Source organism: Cryptosporangium phraense, assembly GCF_006912135.1.
Taxonomy (GTDB): Bacteria; Actinomycetota; Actinomycetes; order Mycobacteriales; family Cryptosporangiaceae; genus Cryptosporangium; species Cryptosporangium phraense.
In genome coordinates this window covers 1-19303 of record NZ_VIRS01000043.1, presented here as the reverse complement: position 1 = coordinate 19303, position 19303 = coordinate 1, and the positions used below count along the sequence as shown (strand labels likewise).

Sequence of the window (19303 nt, the reverse complement as noted above, 5' to 3'; positions counted from 1 at the left end):
CTAAGGGACGAGAAGCAGCCCGATCGGGAAGTTCCCGCACGGAATCAACCGGGGATCGCCGGCCGCCCACATCTCGGCCACGTCCACGTCACGCACCAGCGACCCTCCGCTCCGGTGCGGCGAGTTCGACGCGATCACCCGTCCGTGCGCGTTGATCAGCGTCGCCGCGCCCGGCACCGCGCGCAGCGACGGCAGCACGGTCACCTCGAACCGGTCCACGTCGACGTCGGTTCCGACGACCCCGAGGAACCGGCCGCCGCTGCGCACCGACTCGGTGAACGTCAGCGTGTACTCGTCGGTGCAGAGGTAGTCGACGTACGGCCCGGTGACGTTGCGCAGGCCGGTGCGCGCCGGATCCCGGTACCAGGGCAGGGTCGTGTAGTCGTAGAAATGCTCGCCGTCCGGGTCGACGTCGACGATCAGCCGGCTCGGCTCGCCGCTCGGCTCGCGGATCCACCACTCGAGCCACCACGGTGCGTCGGCGAGCACGTGCGGCGCGGCCACGAACCCGGCTCCCTTGGCCGGCCCGCCGGGCGTCCGCAGTGGAGCAGTGAGCGAGGGGTACAGCTCGGCGAGATCGTCGCGGACGACCGGAGCGCCGGCGCGCTCGAAGAGCGCCTCGACACCCTGGCGGAGGGCGGCGACGTCGGCGAAGACGCCCTCGACGACCGCGCGGACCGCGGTCACCACCCCGGCCACGGCCGGTTCCAGCGGTGCCGCGGTCAGATGGGCAGGCGAGCGATCCACCACCGGATCATCCCGCAACCTCGCGTACCAATTCGAGGTGACGTTCGGTCAAGGTTTTCACAGCATCGACGACGCGGTCCTCGGCCGCGGCCCGGGCCGCGGTGCCGTCGCCGGACGCGATCGCGGCGGTGACCGCGCGGGAGCGCGAGACGGCCGGCGCCTGCGCCGACGAGTCCTCCAGGACCAGCCAGAACAACGGGCCGACCTCGGTCTGCAGCGCGAGCTCGGCCCGGGTCAGCCGGGCCGACTGGGCGGCCGCGGCGACCTCGATCCAGAAGTGTCCGTCGGCTCTTCGCCGGTCACCGGGCGTAGCCGCGGACTCCAGTGCCGACACGGCGGCCGACAACCGGTCGACGTCGTCGTGGTCGGCGCGCTCGGCCGCGAGCGCCGCGGACGCCCCCCGGATCGCCGCGTAGTGGTCACCGATGTCCCGTAATGTCCCCGGGCTCAGATCGCGCAGCCGGTCGTGCAGCGCACCGGGCGCGTCCTCGCCGGGGGAGCGGACGAAGCTGCCGCCACCGCGGCCCCGGCGGGTCTCGATCAGCCCGCGCTGGCGAAGGATGGTGAGCGCTTCCCGGACCGTGACCGTCGAGACGCCGAAGCCGTTGGCCAGGTCGGTCTCGCTCGGCAGCTGCTCGTCGTGGATGAGCAGCCCGAGCACGATCGCGTCGGCGAGACGGTGGGTGACCAGCTCGGTCCGGCTCAAGCTTTCCAACGGTGCGAACACCGCGGAGCGCGGACCCCGGGAGACCCGTCGCATCCCTCCACCCTCCTTTGTGCACTCTGTTACTCGACGATAAATTCCAGAGGGCCCATATTGTGCTGTGAACTATGACGTCATAGGTTTCGGCCCGTGGTCGATCCAACGCCTTCGTCCCCCCAGGAGTTCCGTTGAATGCTCCCGCGATCGAGCTGCGCGGGCTGCGCAAGACGTTCGGCGAGGTGGAGGCCGTCGCCGGCGTCGATCTCGAGATCCCCGACGGCGAGTTCTTCTCGCTGCTCGGGCCGTCCGGTTCGGGCAAGACCACGCTGCTCCGGATGATCGCCGGGTTCGAGCTGCCGACCAGCGGCCAGGTGCTGCTGTCGGGCACCGAGGTCACGACGCTGCCGCCGTACGACCGGGACGTCAACACGGTGTTCCAGGACTACGCGCTATTCCCGCACCTCACCGTGCTGGGGAACGTCGAATATGGATTGAAGGTCAAGAAGGTCGGCAAGGCCGAGCGCCGGGAGCGGGCTCTGGCCGCGCTGACGTCGGTCCGGCTCGACGGGTTCGGCGATCGGCGGCCCGGTCAGCTCTCGGGCGGCCAGCGGCAGCGGGTCGCGCTGGCTCGCGCGCTGGTCAACCGGCCCAAGGTGCTGCTGCTCGACGAGCCGCTGGGCGCGCTCGACCGCGCGCTCCGGCTGGAGATGCAGGTCGAGCTCAAGCAGTTGCAGCGGGACGTCGGAATTACGTTCGTGCTGGTCACGCACGACCAGGACGAGGCGCTGACGATGAGCGACCGGGTCGCGGTGGTGCGGGCGGGCCGCCTCGAGCAGATCGCGTCGCCGGCTGAGCTGTACGAGCGGCCGGTCAACGATTTCGTCGCCGGGTTCGTCGGCATGACGAATCTGCTGTCCGGCGAGCCCGCCACGACGATCCTCGGCGCGCCGGACACCGTCAGCATTCGGCCGGAGAAGATCCGCATCGGGTCGCCGGCCCCCGGGGACGCGACCGCGGACGGGACCGTCCTCGAGACGATCTACCTCGGCGCCTCCACCCGGTACGTGGTGGACCTCGACGCCGGCGGCCAACTGGTGGCGCAACGCCAGAACGAAGGCGACCCGGCCGGCATCAGCCGCGGGGACCGCGTCCAGCTGAGCTGGAATCGCACGCACGCTCTCTCCTCCACCTCCTGAGAAAGCAGGCCACCGTGAAGTTACGCAAATCGTTTGCCGGTGCGATGGTCGCGACGCTGGTCCTCGCGGCCGCTGCGTGCGGGACGTCCGACGACTCCGGGTCGTCCTCGGGAACCAACGCGGGTTTCACCCCGCCGAAGCTGTCGGCGCTGGACAAGCTCGGGACGCCCGAGGGCGCGCTGAACGTGCTGGCCTGGGCCGGGTACGCCGAGGACGGGTCGAACGACCCGAAGGTCGACTGGGTGACGCCGTTCGAGAAGTCGACCGGGTGTCAGGTCAACGTGAAGGTGTTCGGTACCTCCGACGAGGCCGTCTCGCTGATGAAGACCGGCCAGTACGACGTGGTGTCCGCGTCCGGTGACGCGTCGCTGCGGTTGATCGCCGGTGGGGACGTGGAGCCGGTCAACACCGGCCTGGTGCCGAACTACCAGGACGTCTTCCCGTTCCTGAAGAACCAGGCCTGGAACAGCGTCAAGGGCGTCTCGTACGGGATCCCGCACGGGTGGGGCGCGAACCTGCTGATGTACCGCACCGACGTGGTGAAGCCGGCGCCGACGTCGTGGAGTGCCGTGTTCGAGGACAACGCGGCGACGAAGGGCAAGGTCACCGCGTACGACTCGCCGATCTACATCGCCGACGCGGCCCTGTACCTGATGAAGCACCAGCCCGACCTCGGCATCAAGAACCCGTACGCGCTCGACGACAAGCAGTTCGGGGCGGCCGTCGATCTTTTGAAGAAGCAGAAGGCGAACGTCGGCGAGTACTGGAGCGACTACCTGAAGGAAGTCTCGGCGTTCAAGTCGGGTGACTCGGCGATCGGGACGACCTGGCAGGTCATCGCGAATGTGGCGAAGTCGGAGAAGGCTCCGGTGGAGGCCGTGCTGCCGTCGGAGGGGTCGACTGGGTGGTCGGACACGTGGATGGTCGGGGCCAAGTCGAAGCACAAGACGTGCGCGTACAAGTGGCTCGACCACATCATCAGCCCGAAGGTGAACGCGCAGGTCGCGGAGTACTTCGGTGAGTCGCCGGGCAACGCCAAGGCGTGCGACTTCACGGTGGACAAGAACCACTGCACGACGTACCACGCCGGTGACGAGGCCTACGCGAAGCAGATCTGGTACTGGAGCACGCCGATCACCCAGTGCCTGGACGGCCGCACCGACGTGAAGTGCACCGACTACGCCAAGTGGACCCAGGCCTGGACCGAGATCAAGGGATGAGGCGGCTTTCCACCGCGCTGTATCGGCGGCCCAGGGCTCGGCTTGCGCTGTTGTTGAGCGTGCCGTTGTTGTGGCTCGGGCTGGCGTATCTCGGGTCGTTGGCAGCGTTGTTCGTGGCGGCGTTCTGGTCGGTGAACGACTTCACCGGCCAGGTCGTCCGCACCTGGACGCTCGACAACTTCACCGAGCTCTTCACCGGCCAGGTCTACCGGACGATCTCGCTCCGGACGATCGGCGTCGCGATCGGCGTCACGGTCATCGACGCGCTGATCGCGCTGCCGGTCGCGTTCTACATGGCCAAGGTCGCGTCGCCGCGGGCCCAGCGGTGGCTGGTCGTCGCGATCCTGACCCCGCTTTGGGCGAGTTACCTGGTCAAGGTCTACGCGTGGCGGCTGATGTTCTCCGGCGACGGCATCCTGTCGTGGCTCGGCGGCACCCCCGGCTACGGCCTGTCCGCGACGACCATCACGCTCGCCTACCTCTGGCTCCCGTACATGATCCTGCCGGTCTACGCCGGGCTCGAGCGCCTGCCCGACTCGCTGCTCGACGCGGCCGGCGACCTCGGCGCCCGCCCGTTCCGGATCTTCCGCACGGTCGTGCTGCCGACGATCTTCCCGGCCGTCGTCGCCGGGTCGATCTTCACGTTCTCGCTGTCGCTCGGCGACTACATCGCGGTCCGCATCGTCGGCGGCACGAAACAGCTGCTGGGCAACGTCGTCTACGACAACATCGGGGCCGCGAACAACCTGCCGTTCGCGGCCGCGGTCGCGACCGTGCCGGTCGTCATCATGCTCGTGTACCTGGCCGCGGTGCGGCGGACCGGCGCGCTGGAGAACCTATGACCCTGTCCCGCACCTCCCGGATCGTGCTGCGCACGATCATGGTTCTCGCGCTGGCCGTCGTCTACGTCCCGCTGCTCGTCGTCGTCGTCAACTCGTTCAACTCCGATCGGACGTTCGGCTGGCCGCCGTCGGGGTTCACGCTCGAGTGGTGGCGACGGACGGCGCAGAACACCGGCGCTCTGGACGCGTTGTGGACGAGTGTGCAGGTCGGCTTCGTCGCGACGGTGATCGCGCTGGTCCTGGGCACGCTGGCGTCGTTCGGGCTGCAGCGGCACCGGTTCTTCGGGCGGGACTCGATCTCGCTGCTGATCGTGCTGCCGATCGCGCTGCCCGGCATCGTCACCGGCATCGCGCTGAACAACGCGTTCCGCACGGTGCTGGGTCTGCAGCTGGGGTTCATCACGGTCGTCGTCGCGCACGCGACGTTCTGCGTGGTGATCGTCTTCAACAACGTGATCGCCCGGCTGCGCCGGCTCGGGGGCAACCTGGAGGAGGCGTCGATGGACCTCGGCGCCGACCTGTTCACCACGTTCCGCCTGGTCACGTTCCCGATGCTGCGCTCCGCGCTGCTGGCCGGCGGTCTGCTGGCGTTCGCGCTCTCGTTCGACGAGATCATCGTGACGACGTTCACCGCCGGCGCCGGTACGACGACGCTGCCGATCTGGATCCTGAACAACCTGTTCCGGCCCAACCAGGCGCCGGTCGTCAACGTGGTGGCGACGGTGCTGATCGTGCTCTCGGTGGTGCCGGTCTATCTGGCCCAGCGGCTGTCGGGCGAGAGCACCGGCGGCGGCCGCTTCTAGGGGAGGCGGCTTCTAAGGGAGGCGGAGGAGGGGTGCGCCGGGGGTCCAGGGGAGGTCGGCGAGCGGGGCGAGCCGGAGCAGGCCGGTGATCTGCTGGGTCCGCAGCCGGCGGGCCCGCAGCAGCCGCGTCCCCTCGAGCCGGCCTGCGGCGACGCCCAGCAGGTCGGCGGCCTCGCCCTCGACCACGGTGCCGCCGGGCAGCCGGGAGCCGAGATCACGCACGCTCCACCCGTCCTCGGACACCGCGAACCCCCACCCGCCCGACGGCGTCCGGAACGCGGCGCTGCCGGTCAGGTCGGCCTCCACCGCGAGCGCGCCGAGCACCTCGCACAGGCCGGCCAGCCCGGCCTGCAGCAGCGGTTCCGGGGGCCGGGGAGCCCCGCACGGCACCAGGTCGAGCGCGGTGACCGCGAGCAGGTACGCCTCCCCGACCAGCACCGAGAGCAGCGGTATCCGGCCGAACGGGGAGACGGCGGGCGCCAGGTCGAGCGTCTCGTCGTAGTTCTGGAAGTAGATCGAGACCGCGTCCCGCCTGCGGCGCAACGCGGAGAGAACCTCCGCGCGGGACGCGTCCCGATGTGTGTCGAGGACCGCGTCACGCACCATCCGGACGTCCGGCGGAGCGCCGTGCCCGCCGGCGCGGGCCGACGTGACGAGGTCGTGGACCGCGCGGTGTTCCGTCCACAGTCCGAGCTGGACGCACAGGTCGTGGCCGCGCTGGCCCGGGGCGCCGCTGGTGAGCCCCAGGTCAGCGGCGTCCGCGCTGCTCAGGAACGCGTCCCAGGCCGCCAGGACGCGAGGCTCGACCGACGCCCGACCGGCCCCCGCAAGACCCTGCGCACTCATGCCTCCACATGGTGCCCACCCGAAGCGAATCCCGAAAGGCCCTTCTGCACGGCCCGCCCAGAACGACGCTGCCGAGCGGGCGCGACCACTTGAGTACCAATCTGTACGCGGCGTGATCGCGCCCGATCGGCAGCGCCGCCCTGGGCGGGCTCAACGTCAGAACACAACACCAGGCCCCGGTGGGGCCGTTCAGGCCGACCAGGTGAAGCGCGATGGGTCGCCGGGGGCGCTGAGGCCGCCCGGCGTCGACACCTGGATCGCGGCGCTGCCGGCCGGGTGCTTGGGAACGGTGATCCGGATCTCGGTGGCGGAGACCGCGGTGAACGGAACCAGTTTGCCGTCGACGGTGACCGCGGTGACGCCGAGCAGGTCGGTGCCCTTGATCGTCGTCGCGGTCGTCCCGGAGGCCTTCCCGGTCGCCACGGTCAGCCCGGTCACCACCGGCGCCGGCGGATCGACGTACGTGAGGACGTCGGCGTCGGTCGTCTTGCTGGTGCCGCCGGGCGTCACCACGGTGACGTGGACCGGGCCGGACTTGGCCGCCTTCGGCACGACGAACGTCAGCGACGTGTCCGAGGTGACCGTGGGCTTCGCGGTGACTGAGCCGACCCGGACGCTCGTCGCGCCGGTGAGCCCGGTGCCGGTGAGCGTCACCGTGGAGCCGCCGAAGATCACCGACTCCGTCGCGCTGAGCCCGGTGACCGTCGGTGCCGGGGCCAGGTAGCTGAACGAGGCCGGAGAGCTGGTCCCGCCCGGGTTCGTCACCGTGATGTTCGCGCTGCCCGCGGCTCCCGCGGGCACGGTCGCGAGCAGCCGGGTGACGCCGTTCTCGGTCGACTTCGTGAACGTCGCCGTCGTCGGGCCGAAGCGGACCGCGGTCGCGGACGCGAGCCCGGTGCCGGTGATCAGCACCGTGCTGCCGCCGGACGTCGAGGCCGATCGCGCCGACAGGCCGACGACGGTGGGAGCAGGCACCTTCGGCGTGGCCGCGGCCGCGACCCCGGTGACCGTGTAGGCGGCGCTGACCAGCTTGTCGACGAACGCCCAGGACAGCTTCGCGTCACCGTTCCGGCCCCACGCGGTGGTCCACGAGTTCCGGATCCAGACGCCCTCGCTGTCGTACCCGTAGGCGGCGACCATGTGGCCACCGATCACGTTGCCGGTCAGCGTGCTGTACGCCGAGCCGGACTTCCACGACGGGAAGTCGGAGAAGACCGGGAAGCCGATCGCGACCGGGTTGCCCGCAGCCAGCGCCCGCTCGATGGCCAGCTGGCCGGTCGCGCCCTGGTTCGCGACGCCCGACCACAGCGTCGTCCAGCCGGTGATCTTGTAGTTCGTCGCGTTCGCGATCTCGGCCGACGTCGGCTTGACCGAGTAGTCGACCGTGCCCTGGAAGTAGTCCGACTGGGTGTCGACGCCGTTCTTCTGGGCCTCGGTGAGCGCGTTCTCGGGGACGAGGCCGGTGTTCGGGGCCGACCCCTTGACCGCCCGCAGGTACAGGTAGAGCGGCGCGTAGGGCGCGCTGGTCTTGCCGTAGTAACCCATGATCGAGTAACCGATCGTCCAGGCCACGCACGCGCCGACGTTGCCCTGGTTGCCGACGGGCGGAGCGTCCGCCCGCAGGTCGACGCCGGCCGGCAGGTCGTCGGCGGCGATCCGGAGCTTGTGCGACGACGACGCCGCGGTGACGACCGTGGTGCTCGGCGTGTAGCCGCCCACGAAATACGGCGATGCCGGAGTGGCGGCCGTGGCCGGTGCGGGGGTGGCCGCGGTGGCGGCGAGTACGGCCAGCGCAACCGCGCCACCGGCTAATGGGCGAGCGAGCCTCGGCATCCGTGCTCCTTCGTCGTGAACGTCCTGGTGACTGGACGTCGGTCGGCGAGGTGCCGGGGTTGAGGGGGCGACCGGTGCTATTCAGGTGCGGTGGGGGACCGAACTACAACAAAACGGCTGATCGCGGCACTAGCGACCGTCGTGACGGTCGCTGCGCCGTCAGCGGCCCGGGCCGGGACACCGCAACTGCCGCCGGAGCCGCCGCTCGTGCCGGCGTCCGAGGGCTTCGTCGGCCGGGCCGGCGACTACGACGGCGACGGCCGGGACGACGTCGCCTCGTTCACCCGGGGACGCGCCGGTGACGTCTACGTGGCTCGGTCGACCGGAACGCGCTTCGCCGGGATCGGTGATCTGTGGTCGTCGTCGTTCGCGTTCTGGAGCCAGGTCCCGCTGGCCGGCGACTTCGACGGCGACGGGAAGAGCGACGTCGCCGCGTTCGCCCGGGGCGACCTGCCGTCGGTCGCGGTCGCGCTCTCCACCGGCCGTTCGTTCGGGCCGAGCCGGGCCTGGCTGACGTCGTTCGCGCCCGGCTCGGCGATTCCCGCGGTGGGCGACGTGAACGGCGACGGCAAGGACGACGTGCTGGCGTTCGCCCGCGGAGGCACGGCCACCGTCACGGTCGCGCTGTCCACCGGCAGCGGGTTCGCCACGCCCACGGTCTGGTCGACGTCGTTCGCGGACGGGGACGCCGTTCCCGCGGTCGCCGACGTCGACGGCGACGGCAAGGACGACGTCGTCGCGTTCAGCCGCGGAGCCAGCGCTCGGGTCACCGTCGCGCTCTCCACCGGGACGTCGTTCGGCCCGGCGACCCGCTGGAGTTGGTTCGCACCGGGAACCGCGCTGCCGGGCCTGGGCGACGTCGACGGCGACGGGAAGGCCGACCTGGTCGCGTTCGCCCGCGGAACCTCGCACACGGTCACGGTAGCGCTCTCGACCGGCCGGGCGTTCGGGCGCACGTCGGTGTGGCTGCGCTCGTGGGCCACCGCCGACGCCATCCCCGGCATCGGGGACTTCGACGGCGACGGTCGGGACGACGTGGCCGCGTTCACCCGCGGCGGGACGGCCGACATCTTCGTCGCGCTGTCGACCCGGACCGCGTTCCGCCCGACGTCGTCCCGCTGGCACACGTACATGGTCGCCAGCACCGAGATCCCCCAGCCGGGGATCGTCTGGGAACGCCCGAAGACGTAGAAAGGGCCCCCGGACAGGGGCCCTTCCGGTGGAACGACTACAGGTGGGACACGATGTTCCGCAGGACGATCACCGCGAAGAACACCAGGATGAACGCGAGGTCGATCGAGACCCCGCCCACCCGCAACGGCGGCACGACCCGGCGCACCGGCGCGAGCACCGGCTCGGTGATGCGGGTGACGACGTTGATGGCCTTGGCGCGGAATCCACCCCACGCCGGCGGCCCGGCCAGCACGACCGACCAGTCCAGGACGACCCGGGCGATCAGCACCAGCCAGAACAACCAGAGGACGAGCCCGAGCAGGGCACCGATGGCGCTCATCGGGTAGCCCGGCGGGCACTCGAGACACCAGAACTCATCAAGGGGTTCCTCCTCAGGGGGCTTACGTACTCCTTCAACAGTGCGTCGGCGAGCTGAGGGGATGCTGAGGAAAGTATGGAGAGTCGCTGAGCACAGGAGTAGGGCCTCAGCTGCGGTGTCGCGGCGATTTCCGCTCCCGGTAGAACCGTGCGCCGGTCGGCTGACGCGGCTCCGGGAGCACGTACTCCACCGCCGGCGCCGGGGGTGGTTCGTCCACCTCGTCGCGCGTCCGCGAGCGGAACCGGGCCCCGACCGGAGCGGGCGCGGCCGGCGGCAGGAACTCCGGCTCGACGCGGATCACCGGGATCTCCTGGGTGATCGCGTGCATCATCTCCCACTCCGCGGTGGCGGCCGCCTCGGCCGCGCGCTGCACCTCCTCCGCGGCCCGGGAGGCCGCGGTGGTCTCGGCCATGATCTCGTCGGCCCGCTGGGCGGCGATGCACGGCAGCGGACGACCGCACCGGCACACGCCGTTCTCCGCCCGGTGGGCCTCGGAGATCAGATAGGCGTCGGTCCACCGGTCGGGGTCGGTACACCCCGGAGGCGGAACGCCCGGACCCGCGACGGGTTTGACGGAGTTCGCTGCCGCGAAGAACGCCGGCACCGCGGTCGTATCGGGGGCGGACCAGGCACCCGCGTGCATTCGGCGACCCCCTCGACGAGGTGCGCGCGGTCGGCACTGACCGATGCGCTTTGGCGCAGTTTCCTTCCGGGCGGCATCGTCCCAGTCGGTAACGATCAGCGATACGTTACTTACGAGTAGTCGGCCGTTCGATGAGGGCCGACCTCAACCCTGTGGGGGTCATTTTGGGGGCACGGCCGCTACCGAGCCGCAACCTGGCCGCACCCGTAGTAGCACCCGAAGGGCGAATGCTACGGATATGGCCGCAATCGGAGATCTCCCGGTGCGGTCCGACCGGTCGCGACGGGTGCTCATCCTGGAAGACCAGCCGGATCTCGCAGCGCTTTTCACGCTCCAGCTCCAGGCGCTGGGCTGGAGCGTCGATCAGGTCTGTACCGAGGCCGAGGTGCTGGCGGTCGCCAGCAGCCGCCCGCCCGACGCGATCATCATCGACACGCTGGTGCCGACCACAGCCGGCCAGCCGCTGGTCGAGCGGATCCGCGCCGGACTCGCCGGGCATCCGTGCCGTCTGATCATCTCGACGATCTACGAGCCGAGCGACTTCGCGGACGTCGACGTCGACGCGGTGCTGGCGTTGCCGCACCACCGGGCGGCGCTGGAGTACGCGCTACTCGCCTGACCCGCGTGTCGCTGTCGGCGACACGCCGGGCCGCCGGGTACGTCCGAGGAAAACACACCGTGTCTTCGGGGCGCGGTTAACGGTGGTGACGTTCAGTGCTCGGAGTTGTACTGGTCGATAACTTCCTGCGGGATACGACCGCGATCGCTTACCTGCAGACCCTTGTTCTTGGCCCATTCCCGGATGGCCTGGTTCTGCTCGCGGCCCGATCGCTGAGTGGGCGCCGCCGGACGACGATTCGCGCGGGTTCCGCCGCGTCCGGCCTTGCGTGCGGCCTGGACATAGGTGTTGATCGTTTCCCGCAGTGCGGCGGCATTGTCGCCCGACAGGTCGATCTCGTAAGAGGTTCCATCGATCGCGAAGGAGACGGTCTCTTCGGCGGTGCCGCCGTCGAGGTCGTCCACCAACATGACCTGTACTTTCCGCGCCACAGAAGTTCTCCTCGTCGTGCTATCGGTGGCCACACCCTACTAGTCGTCCGGAACGAATCCGGCACCCACCCTTGGTGTGTTCCGGACTATTCCCGCAGACGGTCGGATAACTCGTTCGACAACGAATCGGAAGTCGGCCGAGTTCCGCTGCGTCGCAAATCTGTGAGTGTGGCTGGTCGGCCTGCTCGGTCAGCAGTGGATTGCAGGATAACGCTCTACGCGTAGCGCATGGGGCCATTAGGAACGCGTCTTGTGGAACCGGGTGATCCTCGCCACCCGACCAATACCGCCCGTAATCACATGATCATTCAAGAGTGGTGATCACCTAACGGCTACTACGTGAGTGAAATTGGAGAACTCGCCCGGTCGGCCCGTTGAGGGGTTGCAAATAGTCCGTTCTGGCACCAAAGTTCCCCTCATCGAGCGGTGCTGCCGCTACTGCTCGACGGTGCCGTGGCCGTAGTGGAGCTACGGGGTTGACACGTACGAGGGTGAGGATGCTTCGTGTACTGCCGGACCGGCGCGTTGCGCGCGCCGCGTGGTAGTGCCGGATCGGCCACTCTGACGACGATCGCCGCGCACCGTTCCCGCGGCCTCTAGTCCGTTGCGCCACAGTCCATTGTGGGGTCGGAAGTCGGTCGGAAACTAGCCGACTCGCGATTCGGCGTCGTTATCGGCGGTGTTTGGCCGAGACCACCCGAAGTCGCCGCTTCCCGCTGTGCGGACGCCTTCGCTCGGAACTTACTCAGTTCACACGTACCTCAGGAGAGGTCTCCAATTCGATGAACATCTGGATTCGTCGTTCGCTGCAGGTCGGAACCGTCTCGGCGGGCATCGTCCTGGCCGGCGCCGCGGCCGCGCAGGCGTCGGTTCCGCACTCCGGAGTGGTGACTGCGAAAGCGGGAATCACCCAGGCCGGAGTGGTGAAGGACGGCAACACCGACCCGGGAATTCCGGCGGGTTCGAAGCCTTCGGGCGGTAACGCGAGCGCCGCCGTGGTGCCGAACGCGGACGGCACTCCGGTCGGTTCGAAGAAGTACGGCGCGGCGGCGGCTCCGGCCGCCGAGGAAGCGGCTGCTCCGGCTGCCGCCACTCCGGCCGAGGAAACCCCGGCCGCCCCGGCCGCGCAGCCGGCCACCGGCACGGCTGCTCCGGCCGCTGCGGCCCCGGCCGCGGCCGCTCCGGCGGCGGGCGCGCCGGTCGGAAACGGTGCTCCGGTGGCCAACGGGGCGCCGATCGGGAACGCCGGCCCGGTGGGCAACATCGGCCCGCGCGGTGCCGTGATCGTGCAGCCGATCGTCCGGCCGATCGTCGTCGTGGACGACGACGACGATGACGACGACTTCTTCTTCGCCGGTGGCCCGATCTTCCGCAGCGGCTGGTGGTGGGACGGTGGCCGTCGGTACCACCACCGCTGGGACTGCCCGTCGTTCAAGCGGTGGCACCACCACCGCGGCTGCGACTGGCGCTGCGACGACTGACCCGCGGGGCTCCTAGCCCTGTTCCACGTCTCGGTCAGGCACTGGACGCCCGCCCCGGACCGGGGCGGGCGTTCAGCTGCGGCCCTTCGTGCGTGCGGCCCGCCGGGCCCGCGCGGCCACCAGCTGGGCGGCCCGGGTCCGCTTCGGCCGCAGGGCCCGCTGCCGCCAGAACGTCCGTTGGACGACGAGCGTCACGACGCCCCCGACGACGATCGCGGCCAGGTTGACGACCAGCTGGACGGTGGAGCCCCAGGCCTCGTCGTAGACGCCGTAGGCCACCGCGACCGAGACGTTGGCGGCCGCGGGCACCGTCGTCACCGAGATCAGGACGCCGACCAGCGCGCCCGACTTGGCCGACGTCAGCGACACGATCCCGGCGATACCGGCCAGGAACCCGACGACCCACGACAGCGCGTCCGGCCGCCAGATGAAGTCGGTCAGCGGCCGGTCGGCGAGCAGCATCGACTTCTCGACCAACCCGGCGACGTCGAGCAGCCGGACCGCCCCGAGCGTCAGCAGCATCGCGACCGGGAACCCGACCACCAGCGCGACCGCGGCCTTTACCGCCATCGCACGTTTCCGCAGCACGACGCCGACACACAGCGCGGCCAGCGGCCCGAAGTCGGGCCCGACGACCATCGCGCCGACGATCAGGATCGGCTGATCCAGCAGGACGCCGATCGCCGCGATGATCGTGGCCACGGTCAGGAACACCAGATACGTCGCCGACAGCTCGACCTCGTCGCCTACCCGCTGCTCGATCTCCTCCCAGACCACCGCGTCGGTGCCCAGCCCGGGGGCGTCCCGCTCGGCCTTCTCGCCGGCGGCCGAGAGCACGACGTCGATGTTCTCGACCGCGATCGAGCCGTCGTCGGGGATGCCGAGGTCGCGGAGCGCGGACAGCACCGCGCTGGCGCCCTCCCGGGCCACGTCGCACAGGACGACGTCGCCGGCCGGGTCGCGAGCGGCGCCGGCCAGCACGACGAGATGCGTCACCGACGCGTCGCCCTCGAGCAGCTCCAGCACGGTGAGGACCCGGTCCGACGGGACGATCAGGCGCAGGTGCAGCATCGGCTCAGAACAGCGACAGCGGCTCGGAGCTGCGCGGGCGGTCGGACGGCGGCTCGGCCCATTCCGGGTCGGTGGTGAGCACGACCAGGCGGTGGGTGGCCCGGCTGAGCGACACGTAGAGCACCCGGTGCCCGGCGCTCGACTCGCCGATGATGCCGGCCGGCTCCACGACGACCACCCCGTCGTACTCCAGGCCCTTGGCCTCGATGCTGTCGACGACCTGGAGGCGCCCGGCACCCAGCCCCTCCAGCCAGCCCGCCACCTCGTCGCGGGCCCGGGCGGTGGTCACCACACCGACGGTGCCTTCCACGTCGTCCAGGAGCTCTCGGGCGGCGGCGCGGGTCGCTTCCGGAAGGGAGCCGGACGGTACGACCCGCTCGCTCGGCTCGGCGCCGGTCTTGCGCACCGCGGTCGGCAGGTCGAGCCCGGGCTCCCAGCGCCGGAGCACCCGCGCGGCCAGCTCGAAGATCTCGGCCGAGTTCCGGTAGTTCGTCGTCAGCAGGTACCGGCGGCGCAGCCGGGTGCCGACCGCCGCGTCCATCGCGGTGGTGGCCTCGGCGGCGTCCTCCCAGGCGCTCTGGGCCGGGTCGCCGACCAGCGTCCAGGACGCGTACTTCCCTCGCCGGCCGAGCATCCGCCACTGCATCGGCGAGAGGTCCTGAGCCTCGTCGACGACGATCAGCGAGAACTCCTCGTCCTCGTCGACCGGCGCGGGCGCGCGCTCCGGCCGGTCGGAGGAGAGCCGGATCTCCTGCATCTCCCAGTCCTCCGGGCGACGACGCCGGGCCGCCGACCGCGGTGGCTTGCCGAGCAGGGCCTTGATCTCGTCCAGCAGCGCGATGTCGGCCACCGACCAGCCGTCGGCCCGGAACGAGGTGGCCAGCGCGGCCACCTCGTCGCGGGTGAGGTCGGACCCGGCGCTGCGGGCCAGCCGCGACCGGTCGGCGGCCCAGCGCAGGACCTGCTCGGCGTCGACGATCGGCCACCAGGCCGCGACGAACTCCTGGAACTCGGTGCGCTCGCGCATCTCGGCGTCGAACTCTTCGCGTTCCCAGTGCTCGGGGGGCTCGGCCCAGCCGCGCGAGACGTTCCAGAGCGCGTCGAGCAGCGCGGTCCGGGCCTGCCCCTGGGACCCGTTCGGCACTGCGCCCCGCCGTCGGGCCGCCTTGCGGGCGGCGCTCAGCGCCGCGGCGTCCAGAATGAGAACCTCACCGCCGTAGACGGCGCGGAACCTCTGCGGCGCCGTAGGCGCCGGCTGCCAGACCAGCCGGGTGAGGACGCGGCGGATCCGCAGCCCGCCCTTGACCGCGGCGAGCGCCGCGTCGTCGCGGCGGGTGGCCTCGACGCCGGTCAGCATCGTGCCCAGCGACCGGAGGACGACGCCCTCCTCGCCGAGCGAGGGCAGCACCTGGTCGATGTACCGGACGAACGTCGGGGACGGTCCGAGGACCAGCACGCCGTCGCCGGCGTACCGGTTGCGGTCGGAGTAGAGCAGATAGGCGACGCGGTGCAGCGCGACCGCGGTCTTCCCGGTGCCGGGGCCGCCCTCGATGATCGTGGTGCCGGCGGCCGGGGCCCGGATCGCCTCGTCCTGCTCGCGCTGGATCGTCGCGACGATGTCACGCATCGCCGTGCCGCGGGCCCGGGCCAGCGTCGCCATCAGCGCGCCCTCGCCGACGACGGCCATGCCCTCGGGTGCGGCCGAGGGGTCGAGCAGGTCGTCGGAGAGCCCGACTACGCGGGTGCCGCTGGAGTGGATCACCCGCCGCCGCACGACGTCGAGCGGGTCCTCGGAGGTGGCGCGGTAGAACGGCGCCGCGGCTGGGGCGCGCCAGTCGACGACCAGCGGCTCGTACTTCGCGTCGAGGACGCCGAGCCGCCCGATGTGCCGGGCCTCTCCGGTACGGAGGTCGAGCCGGCCGAACACCAGGCCGTCGTAGCCACGGTCGAGTGCGGCCCGGCGCCGGGCCGCGTTGTGGACCAGTACGTCCCGTTCGTAGAGCGCGCCCTCGTTGCCCAGCTGGGCCCGGAGGTGTCCTTCGGCTTCGACCGCGCTGGTGCCGGAGCGCACCTCCTCGAGCCGGGCGTACACCTCGTCGACGTGACGCTGCTCGGCGGCGATCTCGGTGGTCAGGGCGGATGGACGGTCGGTCAACGCGGTGCTCCGGCTTCGGGGGTGGTTCGGCGCAGAACTTGAAGCCTAAACAGCAGACGGTGTCACCGGGTCCTGCTGGGAGCTGATGTGTCGCTGACCAGGGGTCGATAGAATCAGCGGCGGTGCCGGTCGGCGCGCTTGAGCAGGGCTCGCAGCGAGGTGGAGCGGGTCTCGACGTCGTGTTGTGCGGTCAGCTCGTCGATGAGGTCTTCTCGGCCGCTGGCGATCGCCCGGTTGATCTGGCTGACGTAGTGCTCGGTCAAACTGTCCATGAGAAGAGCGTGCATGCTCTTCGTTTCGGCTGTGTGGCCGCCAGGTTGATCGGTTCAGATGACTCTGAGACACAGGTCACGCACGGACGGCGGCAACTGTGGTCGGCGGGTCGAGCAGAACGCCCCGGGCCGTCGAACCCAGACGCGAGCGCGCGCCGGCCGGGCGTCCGTTGACGCCGACGACGAGCAGGTCGGCTCCGCGGGAGAGCCGGCTGAGCACGGCCAGCGGCCGGCCCCGGTGCACCGCGGTCGTCGCCCGGACCCGGTAGCGCTCGACGAACGGACCTACCTCGTCGTCGAGCAGTGACGCCGCACCCGGGTCGTCGGTGACGACCGTGTCGAGCAGGCTGTCGTCGAGCCAGTAGTCGGCCGCCGAGCCGGTCGAGACGTACACCGCGACCAGCGGCTTGCGGTGACCGGCAGCGTGCGCGAACGCGTACTCGAGCGCCGACCGGGACGCGGGCGAGCCGTCGACGCCGACGACCACGTGGTCACCGAACGGCCCGAGCTGGGGTTGACCCGTGCGCACCGGCGGACGCGCGACCACCGCGGCCGACCGGCCCTCGGTGGCGAGCCGGACCGCGATCGTGCCGACGAGCTGGGTGCCGGAACCGGCCCCGGCGGCGGTGCCGACCACGACCAGGCCGGACTGGTCGGCCGCGCTGGCGAGCACCGACAGCGGGCGCCCGTCGCCGCGTACCGTCCGGACGTGCCCGGACGGGACCGTGCGGCGGGCCAGCGCACCGGCCTCGGCCAGCACCGCGTCGGCCCGTTCGTCGTGGCCCGCGTGGCAGACGACCAGCGGTGCGTGCAGGGCCCGGGCCTCGCGGGCGGCCCAGGTCAGAACTCCGGTCGGGTCGTCGCCACGGGAGACGCCGACGACGATGCCGGCCGCGGCGGGCGCCCACCGGGGGCCGCCGGTCGGCCGGCGCTGGACCTGCTCACGAGGGCGGAGCGGCACCGGGCTGGGCGCGGTCGAGGATGCCGTCGGTCTACTCGTGTCAAAAACCGTCACGACTTCCCCTCCTGCGACGGCCGGCGCTCCGTCGAACGTGCCTGTGGTGACCAATCGGGGCTCCCGCGACCCCGCACTCAGCGTGCCTAATCAAACGACGCCTGGCCAGCGGATCTCTGTAATCGGGACGGATCGAGATCCGGTGCCATCCAGTGGTGTGCAGCGCCCACCTGGCCCGATGACACGGCGTCCGGAAACCTCTACTCGGAGTAGAGGACCACCTGGTGGGATGTGACGGACGCACCACGATGCGGCCCTTCGACAGAAGGGCCGCATCGTGGGCTGACCTCCGCCGGCCATCCCTCCCCAGAGGGGCGGGCAGGCGGAGAGTGTTCACCCGGCTCCGGTGGGGATCCGACCGGAGCCGGGGAGCTCAGAGGGGCAGCACCAGGCGGACCGTGGTGCCCGCGCCGGGCGTGCTGTCCAGCCGGACGCCTCCGCCGTGCGCGGCGGCGATCGCCTCGGTGACGGCCAGGCCCAGCCCGGCGCCCGGCGCCTCCACCCGCTGCGCGTGGGCGCCCCGGTAGAACCGCTCGAACACCCGGGACAGCTCCTCGGCCGGGATGCCGACACCGGTGTCGGTGATCGTCACGAGCGCGGCCTGCGGGGTGTCGGCCGACACCCGGACGCTGATCCGGCCACCCGGCTGGGTGAACAGCAGCGCGTTGCTCAGCAGGTTGTCGATCGCGGTGCGCAGGATCGTGGCGTCGCCGGGCACGGTGGCCGGCTGCTCGACCTGGAGGTCGAGCGCGATGCCACCCTGCTTGGCCTTCGGCTCGTTCGCCCGGACGGCCTCGGTGACCAGCCCGGACAGGTCGACCGGGGCCCGGGACACGGTCGCGGCCAGCGCGTCGCCGGCGCGGGCGGTGACCAGCAGGTGGTCGATCAGCCGAACGAGCCGGTCGGCGTTGCGGCGGATCGCCGAGACCATCCGCTCGCGGGAGACGTCCGGGATGTCGCCGAGCTCGTCGAGCAGCTCGAGGTTGCCGGTGATGACCGCGACCGGCGTCCGCACCTCGTGGGTGATCAGCGAGATGAACTCGGCGCCGAACTGGCCCATCGCGGCCGCGTTGGCGGCCTCGCGGTCGGCCGTCGCGCCCAGCGTGAGGATCGCGGTGGCCTGGTCGGCCAGCAGGCCGAGCAGCTGGGTCCGCTCCGCGCCGAGCGAGCCCGGCGTGCGGTCGAGGACGGCGAGCGAGCCGACGACGTTCCCGGTCGGGTCGAGCACCGGGACGCCGGCGTACGAGCGGGCGCCGGTCTCGCCGCCGGTGAGCGGGCCGACCGCGTAGCGCGGGTCGTCGAGCAGGTCGGGGATGTGCAGCGGGGCCCGGCCGGCCACGACGCGGGCGCACGGAGCGGCGTTGCGCGGCAGCTGCGTGATGCCGACGTTGTGCCGCGAGACCACGCGCACGCGCTCGGCCTCGACCAGCGTCAACATCGCCATCGGCGCGCGCACCGCCTCGGCCGCGATCCGGACGATGTTCGTCAGCACCGGCTCGACCGACGCGCTGAACTCGCGCATCAGTCGGACCGCGGCGAGCCGGGCAGGCTCGTCGGCCCAGCGGGCCGGAAGCTCGACATCCATGTCAATCCCCGTGTGTGCGAGGCGGCATCCGTGCCGCCTGGCTGGCATGACCCCCGGGAAGCGTCCGTGCCTCCCGGGTACGCACTAGTCATCGCCGCGCGGAGCCTCCGCCCGAGGGGTTCCGGGTAGCAGAGCGGGAGCACGCGCGAGGCCCCGCGCTGTGCGCGCGAGGCCCCGCGCTGCGCGCGGGGCCTCGCGGATTCACGGGTTTTCGGGGTCTCAGCGGGGGCGGATTCAGGGCGTCGTTGCAACATCTGTTGAAGAGGTTGTTGCTGATGGGACGTCCGTT

Annotated in this window: 19 protein-coding genes; 7 read left to right on the top strand and 12 right to left on the bottom strand. The window is 71.1% G+C overall.

Annotated features, from left to right (window positions below; all coding sequences use genetic code 11):
- Both FL583_RS35410 and FL583_RS35405 read right to left on the bottom strand, forming a co-directional pair.
- The gene (locus tag FL583_RS35410) at positions 1 to 747 is read right to left on the bottom strand and encodes a cache domain-containing protein (RefSeq protein ID WP_205752745.1); all 747 of its coding nucleotides are present in this window, start codon (positions 745 to 747) and stop codon (positions 1 to 3) included.
- A 7-nt stretch (positions 748 to 754) separates the two neighbouring features.
- Positions 755 to 1507: a FadR/GntR family transcriptional regulator gene (locus tag FL583_RS35405; protein WP_142709264.1), complete on the bottom strand. Its 753-nt coding sequence runs from the start codon at positions 1505 to 1507 to the stop codon at positions 755 to 757.
- Between the two features lie 131 nt (positions 1508 to 1638).
- On the opposite strand from FL583_RS35405, the gene FL583_RS35400 reads away from it, so the two are divergent.
- From FL583_RS35400 to FL583_RS35385, 4 genes are read left to right on the top strand one after another with little or no spacing between them, the layout of a single operon-like run.
- Positions 1639 to 2646, top strand: a complete 1008-nt coding sequence (locus tag FL583_RS35400) for an ABC transporter ATP-binding protein (protein WP_142709263.1) — start codon at positions 1639 to 1641, stop codon at positions 2644 to 2646.
- A gap of 14 nt (positions 2647 to 2660) precedes the next feature.
- Entirely contained in the window at positions 2661 to 3866 is a 1206-nt protein-coding gene (locus FL583_RS35395) for an ABC transporter substrate-binding protein (protein ID WP_142709262.1), read from the top strand.
- On the top strand, positions 3863 to 4708 hold the full coding sequence (locus tag FL583_RS35390) for an ABC transporter permease (RefSeq protein WP_142709261.1): 846 nt from the start codon (positions 3863 to 3865) through the stop codon (positions 4706 to 4708). Before FL583_RS35395 ends, FL583_RS35390 begins: the two co-directional genes overlap by 4 nt.
- Positions 4705 to 5511, top strand: coding sequence for an ABC transporter permease (locus FL583_RS35385; protein WP_170324041.1), 807 nt, complete (start codon positions 4705 to 4707; stop codon positions 5509 to 5511). The genes FL583_RS35390 and FL583_RS35385 overlap by 4 nt, the downstream gene beginning before the upstream one ends.
- A gap of 12 nt (positions 5512 to 5523) precedes the next feature.
- On the opposite strand, the gene FL583_RS35380 is transcribed toward FL583_RS35385, so the two are convergent.
- Complete coding sequence (locus FL583_RS35380; RefSeq protein WP_142709260.1) at positions 5524 to 6357, bottom strand: hypothetical protein; 834 nt, start codon at positions 6355 to 6357, stop codon at positions 5524 to 5526.
- Positions 6358 to 6546: 189 nt separating this feature from the next.
- Positions 6547 to 8190, bottom strand: a complete 1644-nt coding sequence (locus FL583_RS35375) for an IPT/TIG domain-containing protein (protein ID WP_142709259.1) — start codon at positions 8188 to 8190, stop codon at positions 6547 to 6549.
- A 141-nt stretch (positions 8191 to 8331) separates the two neighbouring features.
- Here FL583_RS35375 and FL583_RS35370 point away from each other — a divergent pair, with 141 nt between their 5' ends.
- Positions 8332 to 9381, top strand: a complete 1050-nt coding sequence (locus tag FL583_RS35370) for an FG-GAP repeat domain-containing protein (protein ID WP_170324040.1) — start codon at positions 8332 to 8334, stop codon at positions 9379 to 9381.
- A 37-nt stretch (positions 9382 to 9418) separates the two neighbouring features.
- Here FL583_RS35370 and FL583_RS35365 read toward each other — a convergent pair whose 3' ends face one another.
- Together FL583_RS35365 and FL583_RS35360 are read right to left on the bottom strand one after the other, a co-directional pair.
- Positions 9419 to 9703 carry a YggT family protein gene (locus FL583_RS35365; protein ID WP_142709257.1) on the bottom strand — a complete coding sequence of 95 codons (285 nt, stop codon included), beginning with the start codon at positions 9701 to 9703 and terminating at the stop codon, positions 9419 to 9421.
- 145 nt (positions 9704 to 9848) lie between these two features.
- On the bottom strand, positions 9849 to 10385 hold the full coding sequence (locus tag FL583_RS35360) for a hypothetical protein (RefSeq protein ID WP_142709256.1): 537 nt from the start codon (positions 10383 to 10385) through the stop codon (positions 9849 to 9851).
- 238 nt (positions 10386 to 10623) lie between these two features.
- Between FL583_RS35360 and FL583_RS35355 the strand changes: the two genes are divergently transcribed.
- Positions 10624 to 11004, top strand: coding sequence for a response regulator (locus FL583_RS35355; RefSeq protein ID WP_170324039.1), 381 nt, complete (start codon positions 10624 to 10626; stop codon positions 11002 to 11004).
- A gap of 92 nt (positions 11005 to 11096) precedes the next feature.
- On the opposite strand, the gene FL583_RS35350 is transcribed toward FL583_RS35355, so the two are convergent.
- Positions 11097 to 11435, bottom strand: a complete 339-nt coding sequence (locus FL583_RS35350; protein ID WP_142709254.1) for a histone-like nucleoid-structuring protein Lsr2 — start codon at positions 11433 to 11435, stop codon at positions 11097 to 11099.
- Positions 11436 to 12217: 782 nt separating this feature from the next.
- Between FL583_RS35350 and FL583_RS41285 the strand changes: the two genes are divergently transcribed.
- The gene (locus FL583_RS41285) at positions 12218 to 12916 is read left to right on the top strand and encodes a hypothetical protein (protein WP_205752744.1); all 699 of its coding nucleotides are present in this window, start codon (positions 12218 to 12220) and stop codon (positions 12914 to 12916) included.
- 72 nt (positions 12917 to 12988) lie between these two features.
- Here the strand turns inward: FL583_RS41285 and FL583_RS35340 are convergent, their stop codons facing one another.
- The 5 genes from FL583_RS35340 to FL583_RS35325 form a co-directional block, all read right to left on the bottom strand.
- Complete coding sequence (locus FL583_RS35340) at positions 12989 to 13987, bottom strand: DUF389 domain-containing protein (RefSeq protein ID WP_142709253.1); 999 nt, start codon at positions 13985 to 13987, stop codon at positions 12989 to 12991.
- Positions 13988 to 13991: 4 nt separating this feature from the next.
- Positions 13992 to 16142, bottom strand: coding sequence for a HelD family protein (locus FL583_RS35335; protein ID WP_142709252.1), 2151 nt, complete (start codon positions 16140 to 16142; stop codon positions 13992 to 13994).
- A gap of 113 nt (positions 16143 to 16255) precedes the next feature.
- The gene (locus tag FL583_RS40575; protein ID WP_170324038.1) at positions 16256 to 16414 is read right to left on the bottom strand and encodes a hypothetical protein; all 159 of its coding nucleotides are present in this window, start codon (positions 16412 to 16414) and stop codon (positions 16256 to 16258) included.
- 76 nt (positions 16415 to 16490) lie between these two features.
- Complete coding sequence (locus FL583_RS35330) at positions 16491 to 17429, bottom strand: universal stress protein (RefSeq protein WP_142709251.1); 939 nt, start codon at positions 17427 to 17429, stop codon at positions 16491 to 16493.
- A 373-nt stretch (positions 17430 to 17802) separates the two neighbouring features.
- The gene (locus FL583_RS35325) at positions 17803 to 19014 is read right to left on the bottom strand and encodes a sensor histidine kinase (protein ID WP_170324037.1); all 1212 of its coding nucleotides are present in this window, start codon (positions 19012 to 19014) and stop codon (positions 17803 to 17805) included.
- Between the last annotated feature and the right edge of the window lie 289 nt (positions 19015 to 19303).

Coding starts and splice junctions, on each gene's coding strand:
- FL583_RS35405 (WP_142709264.1), bottom strand. CDS start 1,507: ATGCGACGGGTCTCCCGGGGTCCGCGCTCCGCGGTGTTCGCACCGTTG.
- FL583_RS35390 (WP_142709261.1), top strand. CDS start 3,863: ATGAGGCGGCTTTCCACCGCGCTGTATCGGCGGCCCAGGGCTCGGCTT.
- FL583_RS35385 (WP_170324041.1), top strand. CDS start 4,705: ATGACCCTGTCCCGCACCTCCCGGATCGTGCTGCGCACGATCATGGTT.
- FL583_RS35380 (WP_142709260.1), bottom strand. CDS start 6,357: ATGAGTGCGCAGGGTCTTGCGGGGGCCGGTCGGGCGTCGGTCGAGCCT.
- FL583_RS35375 (WP_142709259.1), bottom strand. CDS start 8,190: ATGCCGAGGCTCGCTCGCCCATTAGCCGGTGGCGCGGTTGCGCTGGCC.
- FL583_RS35365 (WP_142709257.1), bottom strand. CDS start 9,703: ATGAGCGCCATCGGTGCCCTGCTCGGGCTCGTCCTCTGGTTGTTCTGG.
- FL583_RS35360 (WP_142709256.1), bottom strand. CDS start 10,385: ATGCACGCGGGTGCCTGGTCCGCCCCCGATACGACCGCGGTGCCGGCG.
- FL583_RS35355 (WP_170324039.1), top strand. CDS start 10,624: ATGGCCGCAATCGGAGATCTCCCGGTGCGGTCCGACCGGTCGCGACGG.
- FL583_RS41285 (WP_205752744.1), top strand. CDS start 12,218: ATGAACATCTGGATTCGTCGTTCGCTGCAGGTCGGAACCGTCTCGGCG.
- FL583_RS35340 (WP_142709253.1), bottom strand. CDS start 13,987: ATGCTGCACCTGCGCCTGATCGTCCCGTCGGACCGGGTCCTCACCGTG.
- FL583_RS40575 (WP_170324038.1), bottom strand. CDS start 16,414: ATGGACAGTTTGACCGAGCACTACGTCAGCCAGATCAACCGGGCGATC.
- FL583_RS35325 (WP_170324037.1), bottom strand. CDS start 19,014: ATGGATGTCGAGCTTCCGGCCCGCTGGGCCGACGAGCCTGCCCGGCTC.